At 67.1% G+C, this 23,901-nt stretch carries 22 protein-coding genes; 14 read left to right on the top strand and 8 right to left on the bottom strand.

Annotated features, from left to right (window positions below; all coding sequences use genetic code 11):
• Positions 1 to 66: 66 nt before the first annotated feature.
• From AC1DVA_RS05930 to AC1DVA_RS05865, 14 genes are all read left to right on the top strand, one after another.
• On the top strand, positions 67 to 1,665 hold the full coding sequence (locus tag AC1DVA_RS05930; protein ID WP_265051175.1) for an arylsulfatase: 1,599 nt from the start codon (positions 67 to 69) through the stop codon (positions 1,663 to 1,665).
• A 273-nt stretch (positions 1,666 to 1,938) separates the two neighbouring features.
• Positions 1,939 to 2,862 (top strand): polyphosphate kinase 2 family protein, encoded by a 924-nt coding sequence (locus AC1DVA_RS05925; protein ID WP_476805329.1) that lies wholly within the window; start codon positions 1,939 to 1,941, stop codon positions 2,860 to 2,862.
• Positions 2,855 to 3,814 carry a formylglycine-generating enzyme family protein gene (locus tag AC1DVA_RS05920; protein WP_476805328.1) on the top strand — a complete coding sequence of 320 codons (960 nt, stop codon included), beginning with the start codon at positions 2,855 to 2,857 and terminating at the stop codon, positions 3,812 to 3,814. Before AC1DVA_RS05925 ends, AC1DVA_RS05920 begins: the two co-directional genes overlap by 8 nt.
• A gap of 62 nt (positions 3,815 to 3,876) precedes the next feature.
• The gene (locus AC1DVA_RS05915; RefSeq protein ID WP_476805327.1) at positions 3,877 to 4,146 is read left to right on the top strand and encodes a hypothetical protein; all 270 of its coding nucleotides are present in this window, start codon (positions 3,877 to 3,879) and stop codon (positions 4,144 to 4,146) included.
• Positions 4,147 to 4,353: 207 nt separating this feature from the next.
• Entirely contained in the window at positions 4,354 to 5,334 is a 981-nt protein-coding gene (locus tag AC1DVA_RS05910; RefSeq protein ID WP_476805326.1) for an AAA family ATPase, read from the top strand.
• An 11-nt stretch (positions 5,335 to 5,345) separates the two neighbouring features.
• Positions 5,346 to 6,347 (top strand): DUF58 domain-containing protein, encoded by a 1,002-nt coding sequence (locus tag AC1DVA_RS05905; RefSeq protein WP_265051180.1) that lies wholly within the window; start codon positions 5,346 to 5,348, stop codon positions 6,345 to 6,347.
• Positions 6,344 to 6,826 carry a DUF4381 domain-containing protein gene (locus AC1DVA_RS05900; RefSeq protein WP_476805325.1) on the top strand — a complete coding sequence of 161 codons (483 nt, stop codon included), beginning with the start codon at positions 6,344 to 6,346 and terminating at the stop codon, positions 6,824 to 6,826. Before AC1DVA_RS05905 ends, AC1DVA_RS05900 begins: the two co-directional genes overlap by 4 nt.
• A 2-nt stretch (positions 6,827 to 6,828) precedes the next feature.
• Positions 6,829 to 7,845 (top strand): VWA domain-containing protein, encoded by a 1,017-nt coding sequence (locus tag AC1DVA_RS05895; RefSeq protein WP_476805324.1) that lies wholly within the window; start codon positions 6,829 to 6,831, stop codon positions 7,843 to 7,845.
• Complete coding sequence (locus AC1DVA_RS05890) at positions 7,842 to 8,759, top strand: vWA domain-containing protein (protein WP_476805323.1); 918 nt, start codon at positions 7,842 to 7,844, stop codon at positions 8,757 to 8,759. Before AC1DVA_RS05895 ends, AC1DVA_RS05890 begins: the two co-directional genes overlap by 4 nt.
• Positions 8,756 to 9,397: a tetratricopeptide repeat protein gene (locus AC1DVA_RS05885; RefSeq protein WP_476805322.1), complete on the top strand. Its 642-nt coding sequence runs from the start codon at positions 8,756 to 8,758 to the stop codon at positions 9,395 to 9,397. Before AC1DVA_RS05890 ends, AC1DVA_RS05885 begins: the two co-directional genes overlap by 4 nt.
• The gene (locus tag AC1DVA_RS05880; protein ID WP_476805321.1) at positions 9,394 to 10,659 is read left to right on the top strand and encodes a BatD family protein; all 1,266 of its coding nucleotides are present in this window, start codon (positions 9,394 to 9,396) and stop codon (positions 10,657 to 10,659) included. The genes AC1DVA_RS05885 and AC1DVA_RS05880 overlap by 4 nt, the downstream gene beginning before the upstream one ends.
• A gap of 28 nt (positions 10,660 to 10,687) precedes the next feature.
• A complete protein-coding gene (locus AC1DVA_RS05875) occupies positions 10,688 to 10,948 on the top strand; it encodes a DUF3302 domain-containing protein (RefSeq protein ID WP_476805320.1) in 261 nt (86 codons plus the stop codon).
• Positions 10,945 to 11,886: an HlyD family secretion protein gene (locus AC1DVA_RS05870; RefSeq protein ID WP_476805319.1), complete on the top strand. Its 942-nt coding sequence runs from the start codon at positions 10,945 to 10,947 to the stop codon at positions 11,884 to 11,886. The genes AC1DVA_RS05875 and AC1DVA_RS05870 overlap by 4 nt, the downstream gene beginning before the upstream one ends.
• Before the next feature lie 17 nt (positions 11,887 to 11,903).
• Positions 11,904 to 12,368 carry a hypothetical protein gene (locus tag AC1DVA_RS05865; protein WP_476805318.1) on the top strand — a complete coding sequence of 155 codons (465 nt, stop codon included), beginning with the start codon at positions 11,904 to 11,906 and terminating at the stop codon, positions 12,366 to 12,368.
• A gap of 67 nt (positions 12,369 to 12,435) precedes the next feature.
• On the opposite strand, the gene gyrB is transcribed toward AC1DVA_RS05865, so the two are convergent.
• From gyrB to dnaA, 8 genes are all read right to left on the bottom strand, one after another.
• Positions 12,436 to 14,874, bottom strand: coding sequence for a DNA topoisomerase (ATP-hydrolyzing) subunit B (gene gyrB / locus AC1DVA_RS05860; RefSeq protein WP_476805317.1), 2,439 nt, complete (start codon positions 14,872 to 14,874; stop codon positions 12,436 to 12,438).
• 124 nt (positions 14,875 to 14,998) lie between these two features.
• Positions 14,999 to 15,931 (bottom strand): sensor domain-containing diguanylate cyclase, encoded by a 933-nt coding sequence (locus tag AC1DVA_RS05855; RefSeq protein ID WP_476805316.1) that lies wholly within the window; start codon positions 15,929 to 15,931, stop codon positions 14,999 to 15,001.
• 113 nt (positions 15,932 to 16,044) lie between these two features.
• Complete coding sequence (recQ, locus tag AC1DVA_RS05850; protein WP_476805315.1) at positions 16,045 to 17,883, bottom strand: DNA helicase RecQ; 1,839 nt, start codon at positions 17,881 to 17,883, stop codon at positions 16,045 to 16,047.
• 188 nt (positions 17,884 to 18,071) lie between these two features.
• Complete coding sequence (locus tag AC1DVA_RS05845) at positions 18,072 to 18,425, bottom strand: hypothetical protein (RefSeq protein ID WP_476805314.1); 354 nt, start codon at positions 18,423 to 18,425, stop codon at positions 18,072 to 18,074.
• Positions 18,426 to 18,431: 6 nt separating this feature from the next.
• Positions 18,432 to 19,046 (bottom strand): LysE family translocator, encoded by a 615-nt coding sequence (locus AC1DVA_RS05840; RefSeq protein WP_476805313.1) that lies wholly within the window; start codon positions 19,044 to 19,046, stop codon positions 18,432 to 18,434.
• Positions 19,047 to 19,122: 76 nt separating this feature from the next.
• Complete coding sequence (gene recF / locus AC1DVA_RS05835) at positions 19,123 to 20,319, bottom strand: DNA replication/repair protein RecF (RefSeq protein ID WP_476805312.1); 1,197 nt, start codon at positions 20,317 to 20,319, stop codon at positions 19,123 to 19,125.
• A 177-nt stretch (positions 20,320 to 20,496) separates the two neighbouring features.
• Entirely contained in the window at positions 20,497 to 21,612 is a 1,116-nt protein-coding gene (dnaN, locus tag AC1DVA_RS05830) for a DNA polymerase III subunit beta (protein ID WP_265051195.1), read from the bottom strand.
• Positions 21,613 to 21,769: 157 nt separating this feature from the next.
• The gene (gene dnaA / locus AC1DVA_RS05825; RefSeq protein ID WP_265051196.1) at positions 21,770 to 23,287 is read right to left on the bottom strand and encodes a chromosomal replication initiator protein DnaA; all 1,518 of its coding nucleotides are present in this window, start codon (positions 23,285 to 23,287) and stop codon (positions 21,770 to 21,772) included.
• Positions 23,288 to 23,901: the final 614 nt, after the last annotated feature.

Below are 23,901 nucleotides of genomic sequence, written 5' to 3'. Positions count from 1 at the left end.
GCGTGCGCGGACGAACGCTGTGTCAGCTATGTCTCCACGGTTGCAATGTGAAACCAGGAGCATTTCATGGAACGCCATAAATTCCTGGCCGCGGCAGCACTGGCTGCCGTCCTGGGTCTCTCGGGGGGCGCGGCGAAGGCTCAGCAACCTGCGCCTGCATCGGCGCCCAGCCGGCCGAACATCCTCGTGATCTTCGGCGACGACATCGGCCAGTCGAACATCAGTGCCTACACGCAGGGGTTGGTTGGCTACAGAACGCCGAACATCGACCGGATCGCCAAGGAAGGCATGATGTTCACCGACTATTACGCGGAGAACAGCTGCACGGCGGGACGCTCTTCCTTCATCACGGGGCAGACGCCCAAGCGCACCGGTCTCACCAAGGTCGGCATTCCCGGCGCGCCGGTCGGCCTGCAGGACCGCGACATCACCATTGCCCAGGCGCTCAAGGCCCGCGGCTACGCGACCGGGCAGTTCGGCAAGAACCATCTCGGTGACCGCGATGAATATCTGCCGACCCGGCACGGCTTCGACGAGTTCTTCGGCAACCTCTACCATCTCAATGCCGAGGAGGAGCCCGAGCGGCCGTACTGGCCCAAGCAGGACACGGCCTATGTCAAGGCCAACTCGCCGCGCGGCGTGCTCAAGGCCTCTGCCGACGGCAAGATCGAGGATACCGGCCCGCTGACCAAGAAGCGGATGGAGACGATCGACGACGAGACGACCGCGGGCGCGATCGATTTCATGCAGCGTCAGGTCCGGGCCAACAAGCCGTTCTTCACCTGGATGAACACGACGCGCATGCACGTGTTCACGCATATTCGCGAAGCCAACAAGGGCAAGAGCGGCATGCCCGGCAACGACTATGCCGACGGCATGCTCGAGCACGACGAGGATGTCGGCAAGCTGCTGAAGGCGGTCGACGATCTCGGCATCGCCAGCAACACCATCGTTATTTACGCCACGGATAACGGTCCGAACCGCTTCTCCTGGCCGGATGCGGCGACCTCGCCGTTCCGCAACGAGAAGGATTCGAACTGGGAAGGCGCCTTCCGCGTGCCGGCCATGGTCCGCTGGCCTGGAAAGATCAAGCCGGGCGAGGTCTCCAACGAGATGTTTTCAGGCCTCGACTGGTTCCCGACCCTGCTCGCTGCGGCCGGCGACACGGACGTCAAGGAGCGCCTGCTCAAGGGTACGAGCGTCGAGAACAAGACCTTCAAGGTCCATCTCGACGGCTACAACCAGCTGCCCTACCTGACCGGCCAGCAGCCGAAGGGCAACCGCACCGACTTCGCCTATTTCAACGATGACGGCGTGCTCGTCGCCTATCGCCACGAGAACTGGAAGGCCGTGTTCTGCGAGATGAAGTATCCCGGCGGCTTCGACGTCTGGAAGGAGCCCTTCGTCTGCCTGCGCGTGCCGAAGATCTTCAACCTGCGCATGGACCCCTTCGAGCGCGCCGACATCGTCTCGGACCAGTACAATGCCTGGCTGGTCGACAACGTCTATCTGGCCGGCTGGCTGGTGACCAAGGCGGCCGGTTTCCTCGAAACCTTCATCGAATATCCGCCGAGCCAGGAAGCGCCGAGCTTCTCGATCGATCAGGTGGCGCGCGACGTGGAGGCGAAGATCAAGGCCAATGCCGCCAAGGCTGCTCCCAAGTAACGAGACGCACAAACCCGGTCGGCGCACTCCGCCGACCGGGCCCTTGCCCGAATTGGCCTCGTTTACCGACGGGTGCTCCGTTGGCTCATGACGTTTCTCCTCCGGATGTCGCGGCTTTTCCTGAGGGGYCATCGCCCAAGCTGAAGCCGGATCGAAGAGCTTCTTTTTCTGCACGGGAAGGTGGAAGATCGGAGATGCTCAGCCGGAAGATGTCGAGCGGGATGCCGACGCATTGCAACGATTGCCGGAACCCTGGATTGGAAGGCTCCCGCGATGCGGCCGGATGACATCATCGAGCGCTTCCGGGTGACCGACGGAGACGGCTTCCGCCTGAAGCGTTTCGACCCCGCCGATACCTGCGGGCTCGATATCGACAAGGACGCGGCGAAGCAGTTGCTGCAGGACGGCGTGAGACGACTGCACGAGTTGCAGGAGCGGCTCTACGCCGGCAGGCGCTGGTCCGTGCTCATCGTGCTGCAGGCGATCGACACCGCCGGCAAGGACGGCACGATCGAGCACGTCATGTCCGGCGTGAACCCGCAGGGCTGCCGGGTCACCTCCTTCAAGGCGCCGAGCCAGCTGGAGCTGAGCCATAACTTCCTCTGGCGCGCCACCTGCGCGCTGCCGGGGCGCGGCGAGATCGGTATCTTCAACCGGTCCTATTACGAGGAGGTCCTCGTCGTCCGCGTCCATCCCGAGCTGCTGAAGAAACAGGGGCTGGCGCCGAAGCTGATCGGCAAGGACGTCTGGCAGCAGCGTTTCAAGAGCATCCGCGAGTTCGAGCACCACCTGACGCGAAACGGGACCATCATCCTGAAATTCTTCCTTCATCTCTCGAAGGACGAGCAGCGCCGCCGCCTGCTGGAGCGGATCGACCAGCCCGACAAGAACTGGAAGTTCGATCCCGCCGATATCGCCGAGCGCCGCCACTGGGACGCCTATCAGGCAAGTTATGAGGAGGCCATCGCCAGTACCGCGACCAAGACGGCGCCCTGGCATGTTGTTCCCGCCGACAACAAGTGGTTCACTCGGCTGTTCGTCGCCGCCGCGATCGTGGATTGTCTGGAAAAGTGCAAGCTCAAATTCCCGAAGGTCGATGACGACGCGCGCGAGGCGATGGCGCAGGCCCGGAAAGAACTTCTGGCCGAGGGCGATCTCGGCGGGAGCCGCCTGACGAAAGGCCGAGACGATGGTTGACGCTGCGATTCTGGACGTGCCCGCTGCGACCGAGGGGATGATCCGCATTGCCGGCGGCACCTTCCATATGGGGTCGGACAAGCATTATCCGGAGGAGGCGCCGAGCCATCGCGTCAGCGTCGACCCGTTCTGGATCGATGCGACGCCGGTGACGAACCGGCAGTTCCGCTCCTTCGTCGAGGCGACCGGCCATGTGACCTTCGCCGAGATCGCGCCGGACCCGAAGGATTACCCGGGCGCCCTCCCGCATATGCTGCGGGCGGGATCGCTGATGTTCGATCCGCCGTCGCATCCCGTCGATCTGCGCAACTGGGCGCAGTGGTGGGCGTTCAAGTTCGGCGCGACCTGGCGCAAGCCCTACGGTTCGGGATCCTCGATCAAGGGCATGGACGACCATCCCGTCGTCCATGTCGCCTATCGCGACGCGGAGGCCTATGCGGCGTGGGCCGGCAAATCGCTGCCGACCGAGGCGGAGTGGGAATTCGCCGCCTGGGGCGGGCGAGAAGACGCCGAATTCGCCTGGGGCGACGAGCTCGTGCCGGCCGGCCGTCACATGGCGAATATCTGGCAGGGGAATTTCCCCAGCGAGAACACCAAGGATGACGGCTGGGCCCGCACCTCGCCGGTCAAGGCGTTCCCGGCGAACGGCTACGACCTCTACGACATGATCGGCAATGTCTGGGAGTGGACATCCGATTTCTGGTCGGTGCGCCATCAGGCAGACGCACCCAAGGCCTGTTGCGTGCCGCAGAACCCGCGCGGGGGGCCGGAGGCCGAGAGCTACGATCCCCGCCAGCCGACGATCCACATTCCCCGCAAGGTACTGAAGGGCGGCTCCCATTTGTGCGCGCCGAGTTACTGCCGGCGCTACCGGCCGGCGGCGCGCCATGCCGAGCCCGTCGACACCTCCACCAGCCATGTCGGTTTTCGCTGCGTGGTCCGCGAGCGCTGATGTCTCGGAAGTCGATCACCAACCACGGACAGCGAAGAGGACGGCGCAAGCCGAAGGCCGCAATGACCCAGATCAGCAAGACGAAACGCTTCGCCCTGCTCGTGCTCATGGTCCCCGCATTCGTGCTGGGCGCCTGCACGACGCAGGATGCGGCCTCGCCGCCGCCGGAAACGCAGCGGATCGTGACGTCTACGCCTACCCAGCGCAGCTATCTCGATGCCGGCCCGGCGCCGGCACGGGGTGGTGGCCCGAACTATGTGCAGGCTGGTCAGAACAGTTTCGCGCGCCAGACGGACAGCTTCGGCAACGATGTCGTTCCCAGGAGTCCGTGAGGGCCCTCGCATCCGTGTGCCAGCACGCGTGGCGCCTCTGTAGGCGTTTACGGTTACGCGCTTGACGAGGACGGAGAGGGCGCGCATCGCCGGCTTGCCATGAGATGGCCTGCCCAGCTCCCGTCCTCACGGCCGTAACGGTTACAAGGCTGACTTGATCCGGGGTTCCGTCACACTCCGATCCCAGCCACAGTCGAGGGTGGGGCAATGGATGCAGCGGGGCAGGCCGCGCGCGATGCAGTGAAAGAGCTGCAGAGCCGGATGAACCAGGACATCATCGGGCAGGAGCGTGTGGTCGAGCGCATCGTCATCGCGTTGCTCGCCAACGGCAATGTGCTGCTGGAAGGCCTGCCCGGCCTTGCCAAGACGCGGGCGATCAAGAGCCTGTCGCAGAATCTGGAATCGGATTTCAGCCGTATCCAGTTCACGCCGGACCTGCTGCCCTCGGACGTGACGGGCGGCGAGATCCTGCGCGCCGACGGGCAGTTCGAATTCCGCAAGGGCCCGGTCTTCGGCAATCTCGTCCTGGCCGACGAGATCAACCGTGCCCCGCCCAAGGTTCAGTCGGCCCTCCTCGAGGCGATGGAGGAGCGCCACGTCACCGTGGCCGGCAAGCGCTACGACCTGCCGCCGCTCTTCATGGTCCTCGCGACGCAGAACCCGATCGAGCAGGAGGGCACTTATCCATTGCCCGAGGCGCAGATGGACCGCTTCCTGATGCATGTGCGCATCGATTATCCCTCCGATGCCGACGAGGTGAAGGTGATGCGGCTGGTTCGCGCGGAAAGCGTCACGGCCGGCAGCCCCGCCGCGGCTCCCGTGCTGATCCCGCAGCAGGTGGTCTTCGACGCGCGCACGGAAATCGATCGCGTGACGACGAAGGATGTCGTGGAGACCTACATGGTCGGGCTCGTCGCAGCGACGCGGCGGCCGGCCGAATTTGGTGATCGTCTCAAGAACTGGATCGCGGTCGGCGCCAGCCCGCGAGGCTCGCTCGCGCTCGATAAATGCGCCCGCACCTATGCCTGGCTGCAGGGGCGCGATTATGTCACGCCGGAGGATGTGCAGGCCGTCGCGCATGACTGCCTGCGGCACCGGATTTCGCTCGGCTACGAGGCGGGCGCCGAGGGCGTCAGCGCCGATGCGGTTCTCGACGAGGTGCTGAAACAGGTCGCCGTTGCGGCGTAGCGAGGCGCGTCATGGCGTTGATGCGGGAAAGAGCGAGGACGGAAGGGCCGGCTCCGGCTGCGGGCGCCCGCGCTTTCGCCACGCTCGACGACCTCCTTCGTCTCAAGCATCGCGCCCGCGGCTTCAGCTTCCTGCCGCGCCAGCCGGTGCACAGCCTCCTCGCTGGGCGCCACGCCTCGCGTCTGCGCGGGCGCGGCCTGAATTTCGAGGAGCTGCGGCACTATTTCGAGGGCGACGACACCCGCACGATCGATTGGCGCGCGACGGCGCGGCTCGGCAGCCCGCATGTCCGGGTCTATTCCGAGGAGCGCGACCGGCCCGTCATCCTGCTCGTCGACCAGCGCAGCACGATGTTCTTCGGCAGCCGGCGCGCGATGAAATCGGTTGCGGCTGCGGAGGCTGCCGCGCTTGCCGCCTGGCGGGTCACCTCGCTTGGCGATCGTGTCGGGGCCGTGGTCTTCAACGATGATGGGGTGGTGACGGTCAAGCCGCAGGCGCGCGACCAGGGCGTCGTGCGCGTTCTGAGCGAGGTCGTCAGGCAGAATGCGGCGCTGGAACACGCGCCGGTCTCCGATCAAGGGGCAGGCCGGCTCAACGAGGCCCTGAGCGCGGCCGCGCGCATGGTGGCGCATGACGGCCTGATCTGCATTATCTCCGACCTCGATGGCGAGAATGACGAGACCCGCCGGCTGGTGACCCGGCTCTGCGCCCATAACGACGTCCTCGCCGTCTTCATCCAGGACCCGCTGGAGCAGCAGCTTCCGGATGTCGGGCGGGCAACGTTTAGCTCTGGGCAGGCGCAGATCGAGGTCGACGCCTCCGGCGCATCCCTGCGGCAACGCTTCTCCGATGAAAGGGCAGCATGGCGCGCCCGGTTGGCGGAGCTCTCCCGCAGCCGCGCCATCCCGGTGCTGGCGATCTCGCCCGACCGTGACGTGGCCGATCAAATGCGCGAGCTGATCGGCCGGCGCCAGGCACAAAAGCTCGCGAGCGCCAGCGGGAGGGCGCCATGAGCGCCGATCCCGGCGACCTCGCCAATCTCGCCGATCTGACGCTGCCTCCGGCGATATCCTTCTGGCCGCCGGCCGCCGGCATCTGGATCTTGGGCGGTGCGACTGCTGCCGCGCTGGCGGTGGCAGGCTGGCGTGCATGGCAGCGCTATCGCGCCGACGCCTATCTCCGTCGTGCCGCCGCGGAAATCGAAGCGGCGGCGCTGGCTGGCAATGCGCCCGGCGCCGTTTCGGCCGTGCTGAAGCGCGCCGCGATGGTCACCTATGGGCGGGAGCATGTGGCGTCCCTGACGGGACCGGCCTGGACGAGTTTCATCGTCGAAAAAGCGCCCGCCGACGAAACGATGACAGACCTGACCAGCAGCCTGCATGGGCTGTTTTCGGCAAACGCTTCTTCATCCGCACAGGACCCTGCTGCATTGGCTGCTCAAGCCAAGGTCTGGCTGCGGGGCCAGCGCGGCCGCGTTTCAGGGCGGAGGTGACGATGCTCTCCTTCGCTCATCCGTGGGTCGTTCTGCTCGCTCCGCTCCCGCTGCTCGTCTGGTTCGCGCTGCCGGCCCATGCGGAGCGGCGCGCCGGTCTGCGCGTGCCCTTCTTCGACAGGCTGGCAAGGCTGAGCGGGCAGCAGCCCTATTCCGGTGGCGTCGTCGCGCGGCGCCATCTCGGCCGTCTGCTGGTCCTTGCGCTGGTCTGGCTGATGACCCTGGCGGCGCTGTCCCGGCCGCAATGGATCGAGCCGCCTCTGCATCGCGACGTGCCCACCCGTGACCTGCTGGTCCTCGTCGATCTCTCCGGCTCGATGGACACCAAGGATTTCGTCGATGCCTCCGGCAAGACCGTGGACCGCCTGACGGCTGTGAAGCAGGTGCTCGACGACTTCCTCTCGCGCCGCAAGGGCGATCGCGTCGGCGTCGTCGTCTTCGGCGATGCGCCTTTCGCGCTGGTGCCCTTCACCACCGACCTGGAGCTGTGCCGCGCGATGTTGCGCGACACCGATGTCGGCATGGCCGGGCCGCGCACGGCCTTCGGTGACGCCATCGGCCTCGGCATCGGGCTGTTCGCCAAGAGCACGGTCAAGGCCAAGACGATCATCGCCCTGACCGATGGCAACGACACCATGAGCAAGGTCCCGCCCGCGGAGGCCGCGCGCGTCGCCAAGGACAAGGGCATCGTGATCCATACCGTCGCGGTCGGCGATCCGCAGGCGGCTGGCGAGGACAAGCTCGACGAGGCCGCGCTGAAGGAGGTCGCGGACACGACCGGCGGCGGCTTCTTCCGCGCGCTCGACCGCACCCAGCTCGCCGACATCTATCGCCGCCTCGATGAGATCGAGACCCGCCATATCGATACGGTGAGTTTCCGCCCGCGCCGCGACATCTTCTGGGTGCCCATCGCCGCGATTCTGGTGCTCACCATGCTCGCGCAGTCATTGTTCATCTGGCGCCGGCATAGGCGCAGCCCAGCCCCGGAACCGCAGGCGATTGCGGGAGCGCCGCGATGATGGGCGCGCTCGCCGCTTTCCATTTCGAGCGGCCGCTCTGGCTGCTGGCGCTGCTTCCTGCGGCCGCGCTCTGGATGATCGAGCGCCGCCACTCCGACACGCTGCAGCAATGGCGGCGCGTGATCGACCCGGCACTGCTGTCCTATCTCATCGTCGGGACCGACCAGCATAGGCGCGTGACGCCGGCGGACGGGCTGTTCCTGGGCTGGATCATCGCGGCAATCGCCGTCGCCGGCCCGGCCTGGCAGCGCGAGCCATCGCCTTTCGCCGACGCCAAGCCCGCCGTCGCGGTCGTGCTGAAGGTCACGCCTTCCATGCTGACCGGGGACCTCGCCCCGACGCGGCTCGACCGCGCGCGGCAGAAGCTCGCCGATATCCTGGCCGCGCGCGAAGGCGCTTCGACGGCGCTCGTCGCCTATGCCGGCTCGGCGCATCTCGTCCTACCGGCGACGCCGGACAGCGCTGCGGTGCTCGACCTCGCCAAGGCCCTCTCGCCGCGCATCATGCCGAAGGAGGGGGAGGATCTTGCCGGGGCGCTGGCGCTGGCGAGGCGTGCGCTCGCAGGCAGTGCCGATGGCGGCTCGATCCTGGTCATGGCGGATACGATCGCACCCGAGGTGGTCGCCGATCTGGCGCGGACAAAAGGTCCCGGCGTGACGTTGCTCGCATTGGTAGCGCCGGGGATCGATACGAGCGGCGTGGCGGAGGCTGCGCGGGCGATCGGGGCCGTGACGATCGCGACGACGCCGGACCAGACGGACGTCACCGCCGTCGTGCGCCGCCTCGACAGCCGTGATGTGGCAGCGAGCATCGCGGGGGAAGGGGAGCATTGGCGCGAGGCCGGCTACTGGCTGGTCCCGTTCCTCGCTCTGCTGTCCCTGTTGTGGTTCCGGCGCGGATGGGTGCTGGCATGAGAAGCGCCCGCCCGCTGCTGTTATCCCCCTACATCCTCATCGCCGTTGCGACGGTCCTGGCATTGCTGGCCGCGGGTTACCGACTCGGCTGGCGCGATCTCTGGCTGACGCCGGATCAGCGCGGCCGGATGCTGCTGGGTGAGAAACAGCCGGCCGATGCGGCGCGGGCCTTCCGCGATCCGCTCTGGCGGGGCATCGCGCTGTTCCGCGCCGGGGATTTCAAGGAGGCCGCCCAGGCCTTCGCGGCCCGCGACACGGCCGAAGGCGCTTTCGACCAGGGCAATGCGCTGGTGATGCTCGGCCAGTACGACGATGCGATGAAGCGCTACGACCGGGCGCTCGCCTTGCGGCCAGGCTGGCCGATGGCGCTCAACAACCGCGAGATCGCGCGCATTCGTGCCGAGCGGAAGAAGACGGAGGGTGGCGATACCGGCAATACCGACACGAAGGCCGATGAGATCGTCTTCGACAAGACGAAGAAGGGCGGAGAGGATTCGACGGTCGAGGGCGAGAAGCCGATGTCCGACGAACAGGTCCGCGCCCTCTGGCTGAAGCGCGTCCAGACGCAGCCAGCCGATTTCCTGCGCGCCAAGTTCGCCTATCAGCTGCAGGCGCAGCCGGGCGGGACGGCGCCATGAGGGTGGTCCTGGCGCTCCTGCTCGTTCTTCTCCCGGCCCTCGCGCAGGCGCAGGCTCCCGCAGGCGAGCCGGTCATCCGCACCATGCTTGATCCTGCGCAGGGCGCCGTCATCGGCCAGCCGGTGCGGCTGAATGTCGAGGCTCTCTTCCCCGGCGAGATGCTTCACCCGCCGCGCGTCACCGTTCCCGAGGCCGCCGGTGCGCAGATCCTGCGTTTCGAGACGCAGGCGACGACGATGCGCGAGCGGATCGGCGAGCAGGACTATGTCGGCCAGAGCTTCGAATTCGTGCTGTTCCCGCGCCGCGGCGGAGCGATCGCCGTTCCCGCGCCGAATGTGACGCTGCTCGATCGCAGCGGCGAGCCGGCGGGTTCCGCGAAAGGCGAACCGACGCGCATCGACGTGACCGTGCCGCCCGGCATCGACCCGTCCGGCCCGGTGCTCGCTGCCGACCGCGTCGATGTCGAGCAGAGCTGGTCGCCCGATCCCGCGACGGCGCAATTCAAGCCGGGCAGCGCACTGGTGCGGCTGATCCGGCGGCAGGCCGATGGCGTGCCCGCGCTCGGGATGGCCGAGTTCCGCTTCGCCGCTCCCGAGGGCGTGCGTATCTATGCCGATCCGCCCGTGGCGGAGGATCGCAGCAATCGCGGCAATGTCGAAGGGCACCGCACGGACAAGGTCACCTATGTCTTCGAGAGGGCCGGAAGCTATGAGCTCCCGGCGCTCTCCCAGCCCTGGTGGAACCTGTCGGACAAGCAGGCGCGGATGGAGACCTTGCCGGGTGTCGCGGTGACGGTCGCTGCGGCCCCCGCTGCCGGCCGGCCGGATGCGCAGAAGCGGTGGCCCGGGCTGGCCTGGCTCGCCGCTGCCCTCGTGCTCGCCATTCTGGCCGCTGTTCTTATTGTCCTTCGCCCGAAGCTTTCGGCTCTCTGGCAGCAGGCGGTAATGCGCCATCGATCGTCCGAGGCTGCGGCGCGCCGCGAATTGCTGCGGACAGCCAGGGCCGGGGATGCCTCGACAACCTATCAGGCGTTCTCGCACTGGCTCCGCCGCCTGCCACCCGACGAGCGGCAGCGCGTGCGGTCGAGCGCCTTGGCTCCCGTCTTGGCCCGGCTCGAACGCGCTTTGTTCGGCGCGGGCCCGGCCTGGGACCGGGCGGCGGGAGCCGCCTTCGCCAGCGCCGTGACCACCTTCCATCGTCAGAATCGATCGCCGCCTCATCGGGTGGTCGAGCCGCTGCCGCCGCTCAATCCGATCGCCTGAAGGGCGTGCAGGGACAATAGGGGATGACATGTCCGGTCTCGATATCTTCGCATGGATCGTTCTGGTGGTCCTCGCCTCCAGCACGGTCTTTGTCGTCGTCTTCATGGCGATGTGGCCAGGCATGGTCGCGCGGCGGCGCAATCATCCCTGGGCCGAGGCGGTTTCGATCGGTGGCTGGGTCACGCTCTTCCTGGGCTGCGTGCTCTGGCCGGCCGTGCTGATCTGGGCCTATGTAGATGTGCCGGCGAGGCCGGGCCACTCGTCCTCCGGGACGGAGGCGGCGCGATGATCGTCGTTCTGCTCAATGTCTATCTCGCCCTGCTCTTCATCCTGGTGAAACTCAGGGTCGTGCCCTTCAATATGTTCTGGAAGGTTTCGCCGGTCCTCGTCCTCCTGCTGCTACTCATTGGCCTGTTCATCCCGATGAACTGGGGCGCCCCTCAGGGCAGCGTGCTGGTGGTGCGCAACTCGGTCGCGATCGTGCCCGACGTCGCCGGCGAGGTGATCGAGGTTCCGGTCCAGGCCAACCAGCCATTGAAGACCGGGGATGTGCTCTTCCGGATCGATCCGACGCCGTTCCAGGCCCAGGTCGATGCGATCCAGGCGCAGCTCAAGCTTCAGGAGACGCGTCTCTCCCAGATGACCCAGCTGCAGACCCAGGGCACCGGCCGGGCTTTCGACGTCGAGGAACGTCAGGCTTCCGTCGATCAGCTGCGGGCCCAGCTCGAAGGCGCCAGGTGGAATCTGGAAAAGACGACGGTGCGCGCGCCCGCCGACGGCTATGTCACCAATGTCGCGCTTCGCAAGGGCGCGCGCGTCGCCAGCCTGCCGCTCTCGCCGGTCATGGCCTTCATCGACACGGCCGATACGATCGTCGGTGTCGAGATCAACCAGACCGATGCGCGTTATCTCGCGCCGGGACAGCCGGTGGAGCTGACCTTCAAGATGACGCCGGGAACGGTGCAGACCGGCAAGGTGGAGAGCATCCTGCAGGCGGTCTCCACCGGGCAGGTCCATACCTCGGGGGCAGCGGTGACGCCGGGCGCCATCCAGGCGGCTCCCCTCGTGGTGCGCGTGAGAATCGACGATGCCGCCTTCGCCCGGTCCCTGCCGGCGGGCAGCAGCGGCGCCGCCGCGATCTTCACCGACCGGGTGAAGGCCGCTCATGTCATCCGGAAGGTCCTCCTCCGGCAGATCGCCATCACCAACTACATCAACCCCTTCTGAGGAGCGAAGCAGCCATGATGAAGCAGATTGCAAAGACCGCTACCCTGGCAAAGGCCGGTATCATGCTTGCGGCGACGCTGATGCTGGCTGGGCCGGTCAGAGCGCAGCAGAGCAATCTCGGGCCGGCGACGGGGAAGGTCCGAATCCAGCAGGTCCAGGTCGCTTTCATCGGCTCGGGCCAGGTGGGCGGCGGTACGCTCACCTTTCGTGGCCGGAACTATGGCCTCACCGTCGGAGGGCTCGGCTTCGGCGGGATCGGCGCCTCGCGCCTGACCGCAAACGGGACGGTCTACGGGCTGACGCGGCGCGAGGATTTCGCCGGAGCCTATGTCCAGCTGCGCGAGGGCTGGGCCCTTGGCGACCAGGGAAGCGGTACGCTCTGGCTGCGCAACACAAACGGTGTGACCATGAAGCTGGCGACGCGCCGCAAAGGGTTGCAGCTGTCGCTCGGCGCCGACGGCGTGCTGATCGGCTTCAAGTAATGGCAAAGCCCGCGCAGACACTGTCTGCGCGGGCTTTGAAACGCCGTGCCGGCTTCGGCGCCCGGGGTCAGATATCGACCGTCGCGTTGAGCGCGTTGGTCTGGATGAACTCGCGCCGCGGCTCGACGACATCGCCCATCAGCTTGACGAAGAGATCGTCGGCCTCATCGTTCTGGTCGTTCTTGACGCGCAGCAGCGTGCGGACGTCGCGGTCGAGCGTCGTCTCCCAGAGCTGGTCGGGGTTCATCTCGCCCAGCCCTTTGTAGCGCTGCAGCGCGACGCCCTTCTTGCCGATGGCCGAGACCGCATCGAACAGGTCGGTGGGGCCGTTGATCGGGAAGGAATCGCCTTTGCGGGCGAGCATTGCCGGCTTGGCATAGGCTTCCTGCAGGGAAATCGCCGCGGCATCGAGCTTGCGGGCTTCCGCGCTGGCGAGCAGCCCGGCATCGATCGTCGCCGCCTGCTTCACGCCGCGGATCATGCGCGAGAACACGAAGCCGCCATCGACGATCTTGCCTTCCCAGCCGCGTTCCAACTCGTCCGAGATCGCATCGAGCCGTTTCGCGATCGCGGCCGCCGCTTCGTTCGCCTGCGCTTCGTTGTCCTCGCTCAGCGGGTGAAGCACTCCTGCGATCGCCATCTGCTCGACGACGCGCCGGTCGTAGCGCGAATGGAGCTGGGCGAGCGCATTGCGGACGCTGCGGGCCTCCTCGATCAGCGCGCGCAGATCGGTTCCGCCGCGCTCGACGCCCTCGCTGGTGCGGAAGGTCGCCCCCTCCAGCGTCGAGTCGATCAGGTATTGCTCCAGCGCCCGCTCGTCCTTGAGATAGACGTGGCTCTTGCCGCGCGCTGCCTTGTAGAGCGGCGGCTGGGCGATGAAGAGATGGCCGGCATCGATCAGTTCCGGCATCTGCCGATAGAAGAACGTCAGCAGCAGCGTGCGGATATGGGCGCCGTCGACGTCGGCGTCGGTCATGATGATGATCTTGTGGTAGCGCAGCTTCGCCAGGTTGAAGCCGCCTTGGTCGGCCTCGGCCCGGCCGATACCGGCGCCGAGCGCCGTGATCAGCGTGCCGACCTGGTCGGAGGAGAGCATCTTGTCGAAGCGGGCACGCTCGACGTTGAGGATCTTGCCGCGCAGCGGCAGCACGGCCTGGTATTCGCGCGCACGGCCCTGCTTGGCGGAGCCGCCGGCCGAGTCACCCTCGACGATGAACAGCTCAGACTTGGCCGGATCGCGTTCCTGGCAGTCGGCGAGCTTGCCCGGGAGCGAGGCGATATCGAGTGCGCCCTTGCGGCGGGTCAGGTCGCGCGCCTTGCGCGCGGCTTCGCGCGCGGCAGCGGCTTCCGCCACCTTGCCGACGATGGTCTTGGCTTCGTTGGGATGCTCTTCGAGCCACTCGGACAGGGCCTGGTTGACGACGTTCTCGACGACCGGACGCACCTCGGAGGAGACCAGCTTGTCTTTCGTCTGCGAGGAGAACTTCGGATCGGGCACCTTGACCGAGACGATCGCGGTCAGGCCTTCGCGGCAATCGTCGCCGGTGAGCGAGATCTTCTCCTTCTTCGAGATGCCCGAGCTTTCGGCATAGCCGGTGATCTGGCGCGTCAGCGCGGCACGGAAGCCGGCGAGATGGGTGCCGCCATCGCGCTGCGGGATGTTGTTTGTGAAGCAGAGCACGTTCTCGTGGTAGCTGTCGTTCCACCACAGCGCGACGTCGACGGTGATGCCGTCCTTCTCCGAGCTCAGCATGATCGGCTTCTCGATCACCGCTGTCTTGGCGCGGTCGAGATAGCGCACGAAGGCCTCGACGCCGCCGTCGTACATCAGCTCTTCCCGGACGATTTCGGCATGGCGAGCATCGGTCAGCACGATGCGCACTCCGGAGTTCAGGAAGGCGAGCTCGCGCAGCCGGTGCTCCAGCGTCTTGTAGTCGAACTCCACCATGGTGAAGGTCTCTTGTGACGGCAGGAAGGTGACCTCCGTACCGCGCTTGTCGCCCTGCGGACCGACCACCGCGAGCGGTGCCACCGCATCGCCATGGCGGAACTCCATGAAGTGTTCGTGGCCGCCGCGCCAGATGCGCAGCTTGAGCGAGACCGAGAGCGCGTTGACGACGGAGACGCCGACGCCGTGCAGGCCGCCAGAGACCTTGTAGGAGTTCTGGTCGAACTTACCGCCGGCATGGAGCTGGGTCATGATGACCTCGGCGGCTGAGATGCCTTCCTCGCTGTGGATATCGGAGGGAATGCCGCGGCCGTTGTCGGTCACGGTGACCGATCCCTCGGCGTTCAGCGTCACCGTGACGAGGTTGGCGTGGCCGGCAAGCGCCTCGTCGATGGCGTTGTCGACGACTTCATAGACCATGTGGTGCAGGCCCGAGCCGTCATCGGTGTCGCCGATATACATGCCCGGCCGCTTGCGTACTGCATCCAAGCCCTTGAGAACCTTGATAGAATCGGCGCCGTAATCGTCGGGCTGAGCGCTGAGCGCGGCATCGGTCATGAAATGGTCCCTGAACGGGCGAGCGGGCGCCCGCGATGATCCTGATTCGAAACTGCAATATAGGGACTGACGATGGCTTTTTCACGCGCCTACGCGTGCGTGTACGCGGGAGGGCGCGATCTCGTCAGGGTCGCCCCGCGAGAGGCAGTGCCTCCATGCTGAGCTGCACCCTGTCGCGGCCGTCCGTCTTGGCACGGTAGAGGGCGCGGTCGGCGCGGCCATAGATCGTGGCCGCGGTATCGCCGGGCTGGTAGGTGGCGACACCGGCCGAGCAGGTATAGCTTACCGCTGGCCGATCGGGCAGGGGATGTGCCGTGCGGGCCTGCGCCAGCAGATGCTGGACGAAGACCACCGAGTTCTCGGCCGGCGATCCCGGCATGACCAGCATGAACTCCTCGCCGCCGATCCGGCCGAAGCAATCGGTCCGCCGGATCACGCCATGCACGAGATTGGTGAAATGGCGCAGCACCATGTCACCGCCCTGATGGCCGAAGCGGTCGTTGATGCTCTTGAACAGGTCGATGTCGAACAGGCAGACGCTGAGCGCGCTGTCCGGCACGAGCGCAGCGGCATTGATCAGCGCTTCCAGCCGGCCGAAGACGAAGCGGCGATTGGCGGTGCTGGTCAGCTCGTCGGTCTGGGCCGCGCGCATCGCCAGGTCGCGATCCTGCCGGAGCAGCCTTTCCTCCCGGCGCAGATCGCTGATCTCGCTCGCGATGCAGAGCATCCAGCCATTGGGCCGGACGGTTTCGGTCATCCACAGCCAGCGCCCGTCGACGAGATCGGTCTCATAGGCCCGGAACGGCGTCTTGCCGCGCCGCGACTGGGTCGAGGTCAGCCAGGCTTCGAGATCGCTGGCCTGGATCGCCGTGCCTTTGAAGGCGGTGTGGTTGCGGCGCATGATCTCGGTCCAGGTCGGAGTTTCGCCGGGCGCGAGATGGAAGGTCCGCCGGAAGGCGTCGTTGGCAAGGCGCAGGCGATCGGTCTCGTCATAGACCGCGAGCAGGACGTCCGAATGTTCGACCAGATCGGCGAACTGTTCGTGGGTTTTGTCCATGGACCGTTCGGCTTGCGGGGACGCCGCCGTAGCGCCCTGCGCGATCAGGATGCCCCATCCGGAGGCGCGATCCAACCCCGGCTTGGGATGCTGGTGAAGCGTGGTTACCGGTGTCAGCCGGAAAAGCCCGCGATCGCCTCGATAAAGGCCTCGCCATATTGCGCGAGCTTGCGTTCGCCGACCCCTTCGATGCCGCGCATCTCCTCCAGTCCGAGCGGCCGCTCGCGCGCCATCGCGATCAGCGTGCGGTCGGTGAAGATGATGTAGGCCGCCACGCCCTCCTCGCGGGCCATCTGGAGCCGGAGCTTCCGCAGATGCTCGAACAGCGCGGCGGTGCCCTCGTCGAGCCCGTCGGCGCGGGCGGCGTCGCGCTCGGAGCGCCGTGAACGACGTTCCGCGAAGGCGTCGGCCCTGAGCGCGATGCTCTCACGCCCGAACAGGATGTCCTCGCCCCTCGGCGTCAGCCTGAAGCCGCCATGCTCGACACTGGCCTCGGCCAGCGCGCCGGCAGCGAAGAGCTTGCGCGTCAGTCCTGCCCAAGCCGCTTTCGGTTTGTCGGAGCCGACGCCGAACGTCTTGAGCCCGTCATGGTTCTGGCGGCGGATCGCTTCCGTCGTCGTGCCGGTGAGGATGTCGGCGAGATGCGCGGCGCCGAAGCGTTCGCCCGAGCGTATCACGGCCGAGAGGAGCTTGCGCGCATCGAGCGTCGCATCGGCAAGTGTCGGAGCCTCGGTGCCGCAGAGATCGCAGCGGAACGCGGCCTGCCCGTGCCGGCAGGGCGGCGTCTCCTCGCCGAAATAGGCGAGCAGCGCGCTGCGCCGGCAGAGCGCGTTCTCGCACAGGTCGATCATCGCGTTGAGCCGCTTGTGCTCGATGCGCTTGCGCTCCTCGTCGACCGGCTTCTCGTCGATCTGGCGGCGGCGCAACGCCATGTCTTCGACGCCGTAGAGCGTCAGCGTGTCCGCCGGCAGCCCGTCGCGCCCGGCGCGGCCGATCTCCTGATAATAGCTCTCGATCGAACCGGGCATGTCGGCATGGACGACGAAGCGGACGTCAGGCTTGTTGATGCCCATGCCGAAGGCGATGGTGGCGCAGACGACGACGCCGTCTTCCTGCAGGAAGACATCCTGGTTGCGGTTGCGCTCGGCCTGCTCGAGGCCGGCATGGTAGGCGAGCGCGTTCCAGCCCTTCTCACGCAGGCCCGCGGCGAGCCGCTCGGTCTTGCTGCGCGAGGAGCAGTAGACGATGCCGGAGCCGTTGCGGTGCCGGCGCAGGAAGTCGTCGATCTGCCGGCGCGGCTGGTCCTTCGGCGCGAAGGCGAGCTTGAGGTTCGGCCGGTCGAAGGAATGCACCACCATCTGCGGCGGCTGCGGGAAGAGCTGCTGGGCGATGTCGGCCTGCGTCTGCCGGTCGGCCGTGGCGGTCAGCGCGGTCACCGGCACACCGCCGAGCGCCTCGCGCGTCTTGGCGAGCAGGCGGTATTCCGGGCGGAAGTCATGGCCCCATTGCGAGACGCAATGCGCCTCGTCGATGGCGAGCCTGGTCACGCCGACGCGCTTCAGGCGCGAAACCAGCCCTTCGCCGGCCAATCGTTCGGGCGAGACGAAGAGCAGCCGCAGCTCTCCGGCATTGAGCTGGTCCCAGGCTTGCGCCGCCTCGCTCTCGCTGTTCATCGAATTGAGCGAGGCGGCGGAAACGCCGGCCCGCAGCAACTGGCCGACCTGGTCGCGCATCAGCGCGATCAGCGGCGAGACGACGAGGGTGAGCCCGCCTGCGACCAGTGCCGGCAGCTGATAGCACATCGATTTGCCGGAGCCGGTCGGCATCACCGCGAAGACGTCGCGGCCGGACAGCGCGGCTTCGATCACCTCCCATTGTCCGGGGCGGAAATCGTCGTAGCCGAACACCGATTTGAGGATCGCGCGGGCGTCTGATTCGCGGGATTGCGACATGATGAAGGGGTGTGCCGCAGCCGGGCGCGCTTGGCCAGTCTTTCGGCTTCCAAAGCTGTGTCGATAGCGCGGAATCGCGCGTCATCCCGGGCTTGGCCGGGAATCCATAGAAAGGCGCCGCGCTCTGCGATGGATCCCGCATCTCCGCGTTGCTCGGTCCGGGATGACGGCGTGAAGGTTGGCGAGCTTCAGCCTTTGACTGCCAGCAGATGGATCACGGTTGTCAGCGCGAAGATGGCGGTGATCAGCTTCGAGGGCCAGGGCTTGAGATCGAACCAGACGAATTGCAGGGCAAGCCGCAGGCCCCAGAAGGCGCCGCCCGCGAGCGGCAACAGCGGATGCACATTTGCTTGCCCGGATTGCCAGATCAGCGTCGCGCCATAGGCGAGGAAGACGAAGATCAGCATCACGTTGAGCGTCTGCGTGATCGCGGTGTTCAGGCTGCCGGAGGGCGCGAGCCGCTCCGGCCAGCCGAAGAGACGCCGAAAAGCGGCGTGGAACAGCGCGAAGCCGAAATCGAGCAGCCCGGCCGCGAGCAGCAAGGCCGGTCAGCCCCGCGCCGCGATCGCCGCGGCCGCGCCCGCCATCACCCCGCCGGTCGCCCGGTTGATCCAGCGCATCGCCCGCCCGCTGGCGACGAGGCGCCGCGCCCTGTCGGCCGCATAGGCATAGGCCAGCATCGTTCCGCCGATGATCGGCATCGTCAGCGCCGTGACCTCGACAAAGGCCAGCGGGGTGAGCGCATTCAGGTCGATCACCAGCGGCAGGATGGACATGAAGAACACCATGACCTTCGGATTGCCGAGCGTCAGCGCGATGCCGCCGAGGAACAGGCGCCAGCCCTCGCCGCGTGCGGCGGCGGAGGGCTTCGGCGCCTCGGCCGGGGCCGTCCAGAGCTTCCAGGCGAGATAGATGAGATAGGCGCAGCCCGCATATTTGATCGCGACGAAGACGCCGTGGAAGCTCTGCATCAGCACGCTCAGGCCCAGCGCCGTCAGCGTGAACCAGATGAGATCGCCCGCCGCGATGCCGGCGGCGAAGGGCAGCGAGCGCCGGAACCCGCTCGACAGCGAGCGCGCGACCAGCGCCGCGACCGCCGGACCCGGCGAGGCGACCGCGAGGAAATAAACCCCGGCGAACAAGGCGAGGCTGGCGAATTCCATGGTTTCCTCCCGATCTTTTGCCCAATGCTACCAGCAAAGCGCCGGGTCGTCGCATCGGGAAGGGTGGTGCGATCGATCAGTCGATCGGATCGATCCGCCCCGGCGTGACCGCGAGGCGCTGCGCGCCGGCCGGCAGATCGCCGAACAGGGCCGCATCCGCGCCGGTCATCCAGACCTGGCAGCCGAGACCGGTCAGGCCCTCATAGAGCGCCGCGCGCCGGCGGGGATCGAGATGGGCGGCGACTTCGTCGAGCAGTACCAGCGGCGGCAGCCCGCTCATCGCCGCGACGAGCCGGGCATGGGCGAGCACGAGGCCGATCAGCAGCGCCTTCTGCTCGCCGGTCGAGCCTTGTCCCGCGGGGATGTCCTTCGGCCCATGTCGGACCTCGAGGTCGGAAGCCTGTGGCCCGGCAAGGGTGCGCCCGGCCGCGCGGTCGCGATGGCGGCCCTGTCGCAGCAGGCCGCGATAGGCGTCCTCGGCATCGACGGCCGGCAGGCGCGTGACGAGATCGTCGACCTCGCCGGTGAGCGCGATCACGGCATGCGGGAAGGGCGAAGCGTCATCGCGCGTCTCGGCTATGATGGCGGAGAGCCGGGCCACCGTCTCGGCGCGGGCGGCCGCGACCGCGATGCCGAGCTCGGCGATCTCGCGCTCGACGGCGTCGAGCCATTGGCCCTGCCCGGGGCTCTCCTCGAGGATGCGGTTGCGCGAGCGCAGCGCCCGCTCCAGCGCGTTCGAGCGGGTGGCGTGGCTCGGGTCGATCGCCAGCACGAGACGGTCGAGGAAGCGGCGGCGGTCGCCGGCCGCGCCGCGGAACAGCCCGTCGAGATCGGGCGTCAGCCAGACCAGGCGCAGATAGTCGCTGAAGGCGAGCGCCGAGCCGACGGAGGCGCCGTCGATCCGGGCAAGCCGCGGCCGTCGTCCTTCGCTGTCGAGAGGCTCGAGCCCGATGCCGAGCCGGCCCGCGTCGTCGCCTAGGGTGATCGAAGCGGCAAAGGAGCCGTCGCCGCCCTGCCGCGCCATCGTCGCTAGTTCGACCCGGCGAAGGCCGCGTCCCGGCGTGAACAGCGAGAGCGCTTCGAGGATATTGGTCTTGCCGGCTCCGTTCTCGCCGATGAGCGCAACGATTTGGCCCTCGACCGGAAGATCGAGGGCCTCATAGGAACGGAAATCCTGCAGGATCAGGCGCGCAACGGCCGTCACGGAACGGACAACTCCTCCGGGCGATTCGGCCCGAGAACGGGATGTTTTCGGCGGACCCTCCGCCGTCATTCCGGGGCAAGCGCGCAGCGCTTGAGCCCGGAACCCAGAGCCGCCGAGGCTCGCTAAAAACCTGTGAAGCCAGGAGCCTGCCTGCCCAAGCGCATCGATTCTGGGTTCCGGGCTCGGGCCTCCGGCCCGCCCCGGAATGACGGCAGTGGTTCCGTCCTAAAGAGACATGCGCGGCGGTCAGACGCGCATCGGCATCAGCACATAGAGCGCGGAAGCGCCTTCGCGGTCCTGGATCACGGTCGGCGAACCGGGGTCGGCGAGCTTGAGCAGCGCGGTGTCGCCGTCGAGCTGGGCGGCGATGTCCATGAGGTAGCGGGCATTGAAACCGATATCGAGCGGGCTCGCCTCGTAGTCGACCTCGACCTCTTCGGTCGCCGAGCCGGAATCGGGGTTGGTGACCGAGAGCGTCATCCGCCCGTCCGCCATCGAAAGCTTCACCGCCCGGCCACGCTCGGACGAGATGGTCGAGACGCGGTCGACGCTAGCCGCGAAATCGCCCCTGTCGACGGTCAAACGCTTGTCGTTGCCGCTCGGGATGACGCGCTGGTAGTCGGGGAAGGTGCCGTCGATCAGCTTCGAGGTCAGCACCACGCTGGCGGTGGCGACGCGGATCTTCGAGGCGGACAGCTCGACCGCGACCTCGCTCTCGCCGTCCTCCAGCAGCTTCTGGATCTCGGCGACGGCCTTGCGCGGCACGATCACGCCGGGCATCCCGACCGACCCTTGCGGGGCTGCGGTATCGACGCGGGCGAGGCGGTGGCCGTCGGTCGCCACGGCGCGCAGGACGGGGCGGCCGTCGACATCGATGGTGTGGAGATAGATGCCGTTCAGATAGTAGCGCGTCTCTTCGGTCGAGATCGCGAACTGGGTCTTGTCGATCAGGCGCTTCAGCTCGCCGGCCGGCAGCACGAAGCGATGGGCCATCTCGCCGGCGGTGATGTCGGGGAAATCGCTTTCCGGCAGCGTCTGGAGCTGGAAGCGCGAGCGGCCCGAGCGCAGCACGAGGCCGCTATCGCCGGTCGTCTCCAGCGAGACCTGCGCACCATCGGGCAATTTGCGGACGATGTCGTAGAGGGTGTGGGCCGGGACGGTCGTGGCGCCGGGCTCGGCTGCGTCGGCCGCGATCGTCTCCACCACTTCGATATCGAGATCGGTCGCCTTGAGGCGCAGGCCGCTCTCGTCGGCGCTGAGCAGCAGGTTCGACAGGATCGGGATCGTGTTGCGGCGCTCCACCACGCGATGGACGTGGCCGAGCGACTTGAGCAGCGTGGAACGTTCGACCGTGACCTTCATGATTGTCTAGTCTTCTGACGCTAGCCGCCCAGGCATGGCTGCCTGGGCCCGAATGAGTGGCCAGCGACATTGCCGGACGGCAGCCGGGCGCGCAAGAGCCGTGCGTCCCGGCAACCACAGCCATTTGACGGGGCGGGCGCAGGCCAGTCGCGCCGGCTCACTCCTGCAGCATGCGCTTCAGCAGATCGACCTCTTCGTGCAGCGAACGATCCTCGCTGATCGCCTTCTCGATCTTGCGCACGGCATGCAGCACGGTGGTGTGATCGCGCCCGCCGAAGCGGCGTCCGATCTCGGGCAGCGAGCGCGGCGTCAGGGCCTTGGAGAGATACATCGCGATCTGGCGCGGCTTCACCACGGCGGCCGTGCGGCGCTCCGAGAGGATGTCGGCGCGGCTGACATTGTAGCGGGTCGCGACGAGCTTCTGGATGTCCTCGATCTTGACGCGACGCGGCTCGCGCGTCCGCACGAGATCGCGGATCGCGGCTTCCGCCGTCTCCAGCGTCACGAGCTGGCCCGACAGCGTCGCATGGGCGAGCAGCCGGTTGGCGGCACCGTCGAGGTCGCGGCCGTTGGTCGTCACGACGCGGGCGACATAGGCCACGACGTCAGGGCTGACCTGGAAGTTCGGATGGGCGGTCTGCAGCGCTTCCATCCGGGTGCCCAGGATCTTGGCGCGCAGCACCTCGTCGAGCTCGCCGACCTCGACGACGAGACCGCCGCCGAGCCGCGAGCGGATGCGCTCGTCGAGAGCTTCGAGCTCACCGGCGAGACGGTCGCCGGCGACGACGATCTGCTTGCCGGCATCGATCAGCGCGTTGATCGTGTGGCCGAACTCCTGCTGGATCGACTTGCCCTGGATGAACTGCACGTCGTCGACGACGAGCAGGTCGATGCCGCGAAGCTTCTCCTTGAAGGCGAGCGCCGTCTGCGATTTCAGCGCCGCGACGAAGCCGTACATGAAGCGGTCGGCGGTGAAATAGGCGACGCGCTTGCCCTGGCGACGCGCCTCCTGCGCGATCGCCTGTAGCAGATGCGTCTTGCCCAGGCCGACGCCGGCATGGAGATAAAGCGGGTTGTAGGGGCTCTGGCCCGCCGGGGCGGCGGCGATGCGTTCGGCCGCGGCGAAGGCGAGCTGGTTCGATTTGCCGACGACGAAGCTCAAGAAGCTCATGCGCTTGTCGAGCGCGGTGCCGCAGGCATCGACGAGGTCGGCTTCACAAGCTTGGGGGGCGGCAGCTGCGGCCTTGCCGGTTTCCACGAGAACGGCAGCGGCGGGCGTGGGCCGGCTGCGCGGCATGGCGTCAGGCCGTGCCGGGATGGATGCGTCGCGCGAGACCTGGCGCACCGAGAGCAGCACGCCGTTCGGCGCCGGCAGCTCGGCTATGCAGTTCACCCGCAGGCGCTCGGCGTAATGCGCCTCGAGCCAGCTTTTCAGGAAGCGGGTGGGGACGGTGAGATAGGCCACGCCCTCGACGATGCCGGCGAGTTCGAGCCGTCCGAACCAGCTCGAGAACACGTCCTCGCCGAGCTCGGCGCGCAGGCGCCGGCGGACGCGCTCCCAGGCTTCCTGAACCGAAACCTCTTCCAGCTGAACCCCTGCGGTTTCCTCCGCCGCGATCGTCACCACCACCGACGCCGTCTCGACCGTCTCCAGGAATTCTTGCCGCTCGAACATCAATGGCCCCATTCTTTGAAATGCACGCACCTTGGGGTGGCGACCGCATGGCGGATACCTTCCCGGCGCTGTTGTCCGGTCAAAAGGGTTTTCGAGCCCGACGGAGGCATGGCGCCCGTCCGGTTCCGATCCCGCTCTATCGATTTACGCTTGGAAGGCTCGCCGAGAGACGATGCCGCCCTTCATCTCAACATTGAAAGACAAAGAGCTACATCCTCCAACCTCCATGGTCGCGAGCCAAAAACGCTTGTCATCTCTGGAAATCCCGCGGCGGTCATTGCTGTCCGCCCGGCGATGAAGGGACCTTACAAGGCGCTCTCGACGGGCTGCAACATCCCTTTCAGCCGGCTTCGGAGAGTCTCACCGCGAGGGGGTGTTGCGGAGTGATGGCGGGAACCTGCAATTGGTTGGGGAACTTAAGATTTTCTTCATGCTCGGCCTCCTGGTTTTCCCGAATCTTTTTTTTCAAGTGCCCGGGAAAGGCTACCGCAGAGTCGCCGCGATTCCGCTGCCCAAAATGCTTTGCCCGCTAAGATGATGATAAATCAGGTCTTTTTGTGAGCGGCAGGAAGCGGCGTCAGGCCCGGTTTCGGGCCTTGAAGCGTGCCCGAGAG

It is taken from the genome of Allobosea sp. P4_C6, from assembly GCF_056402015.1.
Note: the sequence above shows the minus strand (reverse complement) of the source record. Positions and strands in the feature narration are given on the sequence as shown.

What these genes read in the sequence shown, in the direction of transcription:
- AC1DVA_RS05905 (WP_265051180.1), top strand. Translation starts at nt 5,346, where the DNA reads ATGGCGTTGATGCGGGAAAGAGCGAGGACGGAAGGGCCGGCTCCGGCT.
- gyrB (WP_476805317.1), bottom strand. Translation starts at nt 14,874, where the DNA reads ATGACCGATGCCGCGCTCAGCGCTCAGCCCGACGATTACGGCGCCGAT.
- AC1DVA_RS05840 (WP_476805313.1), bottom strand. Translation starts at nt 19,046, where the DNA reads ATGGAATTCGCCAGCCTCGCCTTGTTCGCCGGGGTTTATTTCCTCGCG.
- recQ (WP_476805315.1), bottom strand. Translation starts at nt 17,883, where the DNA reads ATGTCGCAATCCCGCGAATCAGACGCCCGCGCGATCCTCAAATCGGTG.
- AC1DVA_RS05875 (WP_476805320.1), top strand. Translation starts at nt 10,688, where the DNA reads ATGTCCGGTCTCGATATCTTCGCATGGATCGTTCTGGTGGTCCTCGCC.
- AC1DVA_RS05855 (WP_476805316.1), bottom strand. Translation starts at nt 15,931, where the DNA reads ATGGACAAAACCCACGAACAGTTCGCCGATCTGGTCGAACATTCGGAC.
- AC1DVA_RS05930 (WP_265051175.1), top strand. Translation starts at nt 67, where the DNA reads ATGGAACGCCATAAATTCCTGGCCGCGGCAGCACTGGCTGCCGTCCTG.
- AC1DVA_RS05895 (WP_476805324.1), top strand. Translation starts at nt 6,829, where the DNA reads ATGCTCTCCTTCGCTCATCCGTGGGTCGTTCTGCTCGCTCCGCTCCCG.
- AC1DVA_RS05915 (WP_476805327.1), top strand. Translation starts at nt 3,877, where the DNA reads ATGACCCAGATCAGCAAGACGAAACGCTTCGCCCTGCTCGTGCTCATG.
- AC1DVA_RS05920 (WP_476805328.1), top strand. Translation starts at nt 2,855, where the DNA reads ATGGTTGACGCTGCGATTCTGGACGTGCCCGCTGCGACCGAGGGGATG.
- AC1DVA_RS05865 (WP_476805318.1), top strand. Translation starts at nt 11,904, where the DNA reads ATGAAGCAGATTGCAAAGACCGCTACCCTGGCAAAGGCCGGTATCATG.
- AC1DVA_RS05880 (WP_476805321.1), top strand. Translation starts at nt 9,394, where the DNA reads ATGAGGGTGGTCCTGGCGCTCCTGCTCGTTCTTCTCCCGGCCCTCGCG.
- recF (WP_476805312.1), bottom strand. Translation starts at nt 20,319, where the DNA reads ATGACGGCGGAGGGTCCGCCGAAAACATCCCGTTCTCGGGCCGAATCG.
- dnaN (WP_265051195.1), bottom strand. Translation starts at nt 21,612, where the DNA reads ATGAAGGTCACGGTCGAACGTTCCACGCTGCTCAAGTCGCTCGGCCAC.
- dnaA (WP_265051196.1), bottom strand. Translation starts at nt 23,287, where the DNA reads ATGTTCGAGCGGCAAGAATTCCTGGAGACGGTCGAGACGGCGTCGGTG.
- AC1DVA_RS05885 (WP_476805322.1), top strand. Translation starts at nt 8,756, where the DNA reads ATGAGAAGCGCCCGCCCGCTGCTGTTATCCCCCTACATCCTCATCGCC.
- AC1DVA_RS05870 (WP_476805319.1), top strand. Translation starts at nt 10,945, where the DNA reads ATGATCGTCGTTCTGCTCAATGTCTATCTCGCCCTGCTCTTCATCCTG.
- AC1DVA_RS05910 (WP_476805326.1), top strand. Translation starts at nt 4,354, where the DNA reads ATGGATGCAGCGGGGCAGGCCGCGCGCGATGCAGTGAAAGAGCTGCAG.
- AC1DVA_RS05890 (WP_476805323.1), top strand. Translation starts at nt 7,842, where the DNA reads ATGATGGGCGCGCTCGCCGCTTTCCATTTCGAGCGGCCGCTCTGGCTG.
- AC1DVA_RS05925 (WP_476805329.1), top strand. Translation starts at nt 1,939, where the DNA reads ATGCGGCCGGATGACATCATCGAGCGCTTCCGGGTGACCGACGGAGAC.
- AC1DVA_RS05900 (WP_476805325.1), top strand. Translation starts at nt 6,344, where the DNA reads ATGAGCGCCGATCCCGGCGACCTCGCCAATCTCGCCGATCTGACGCTG.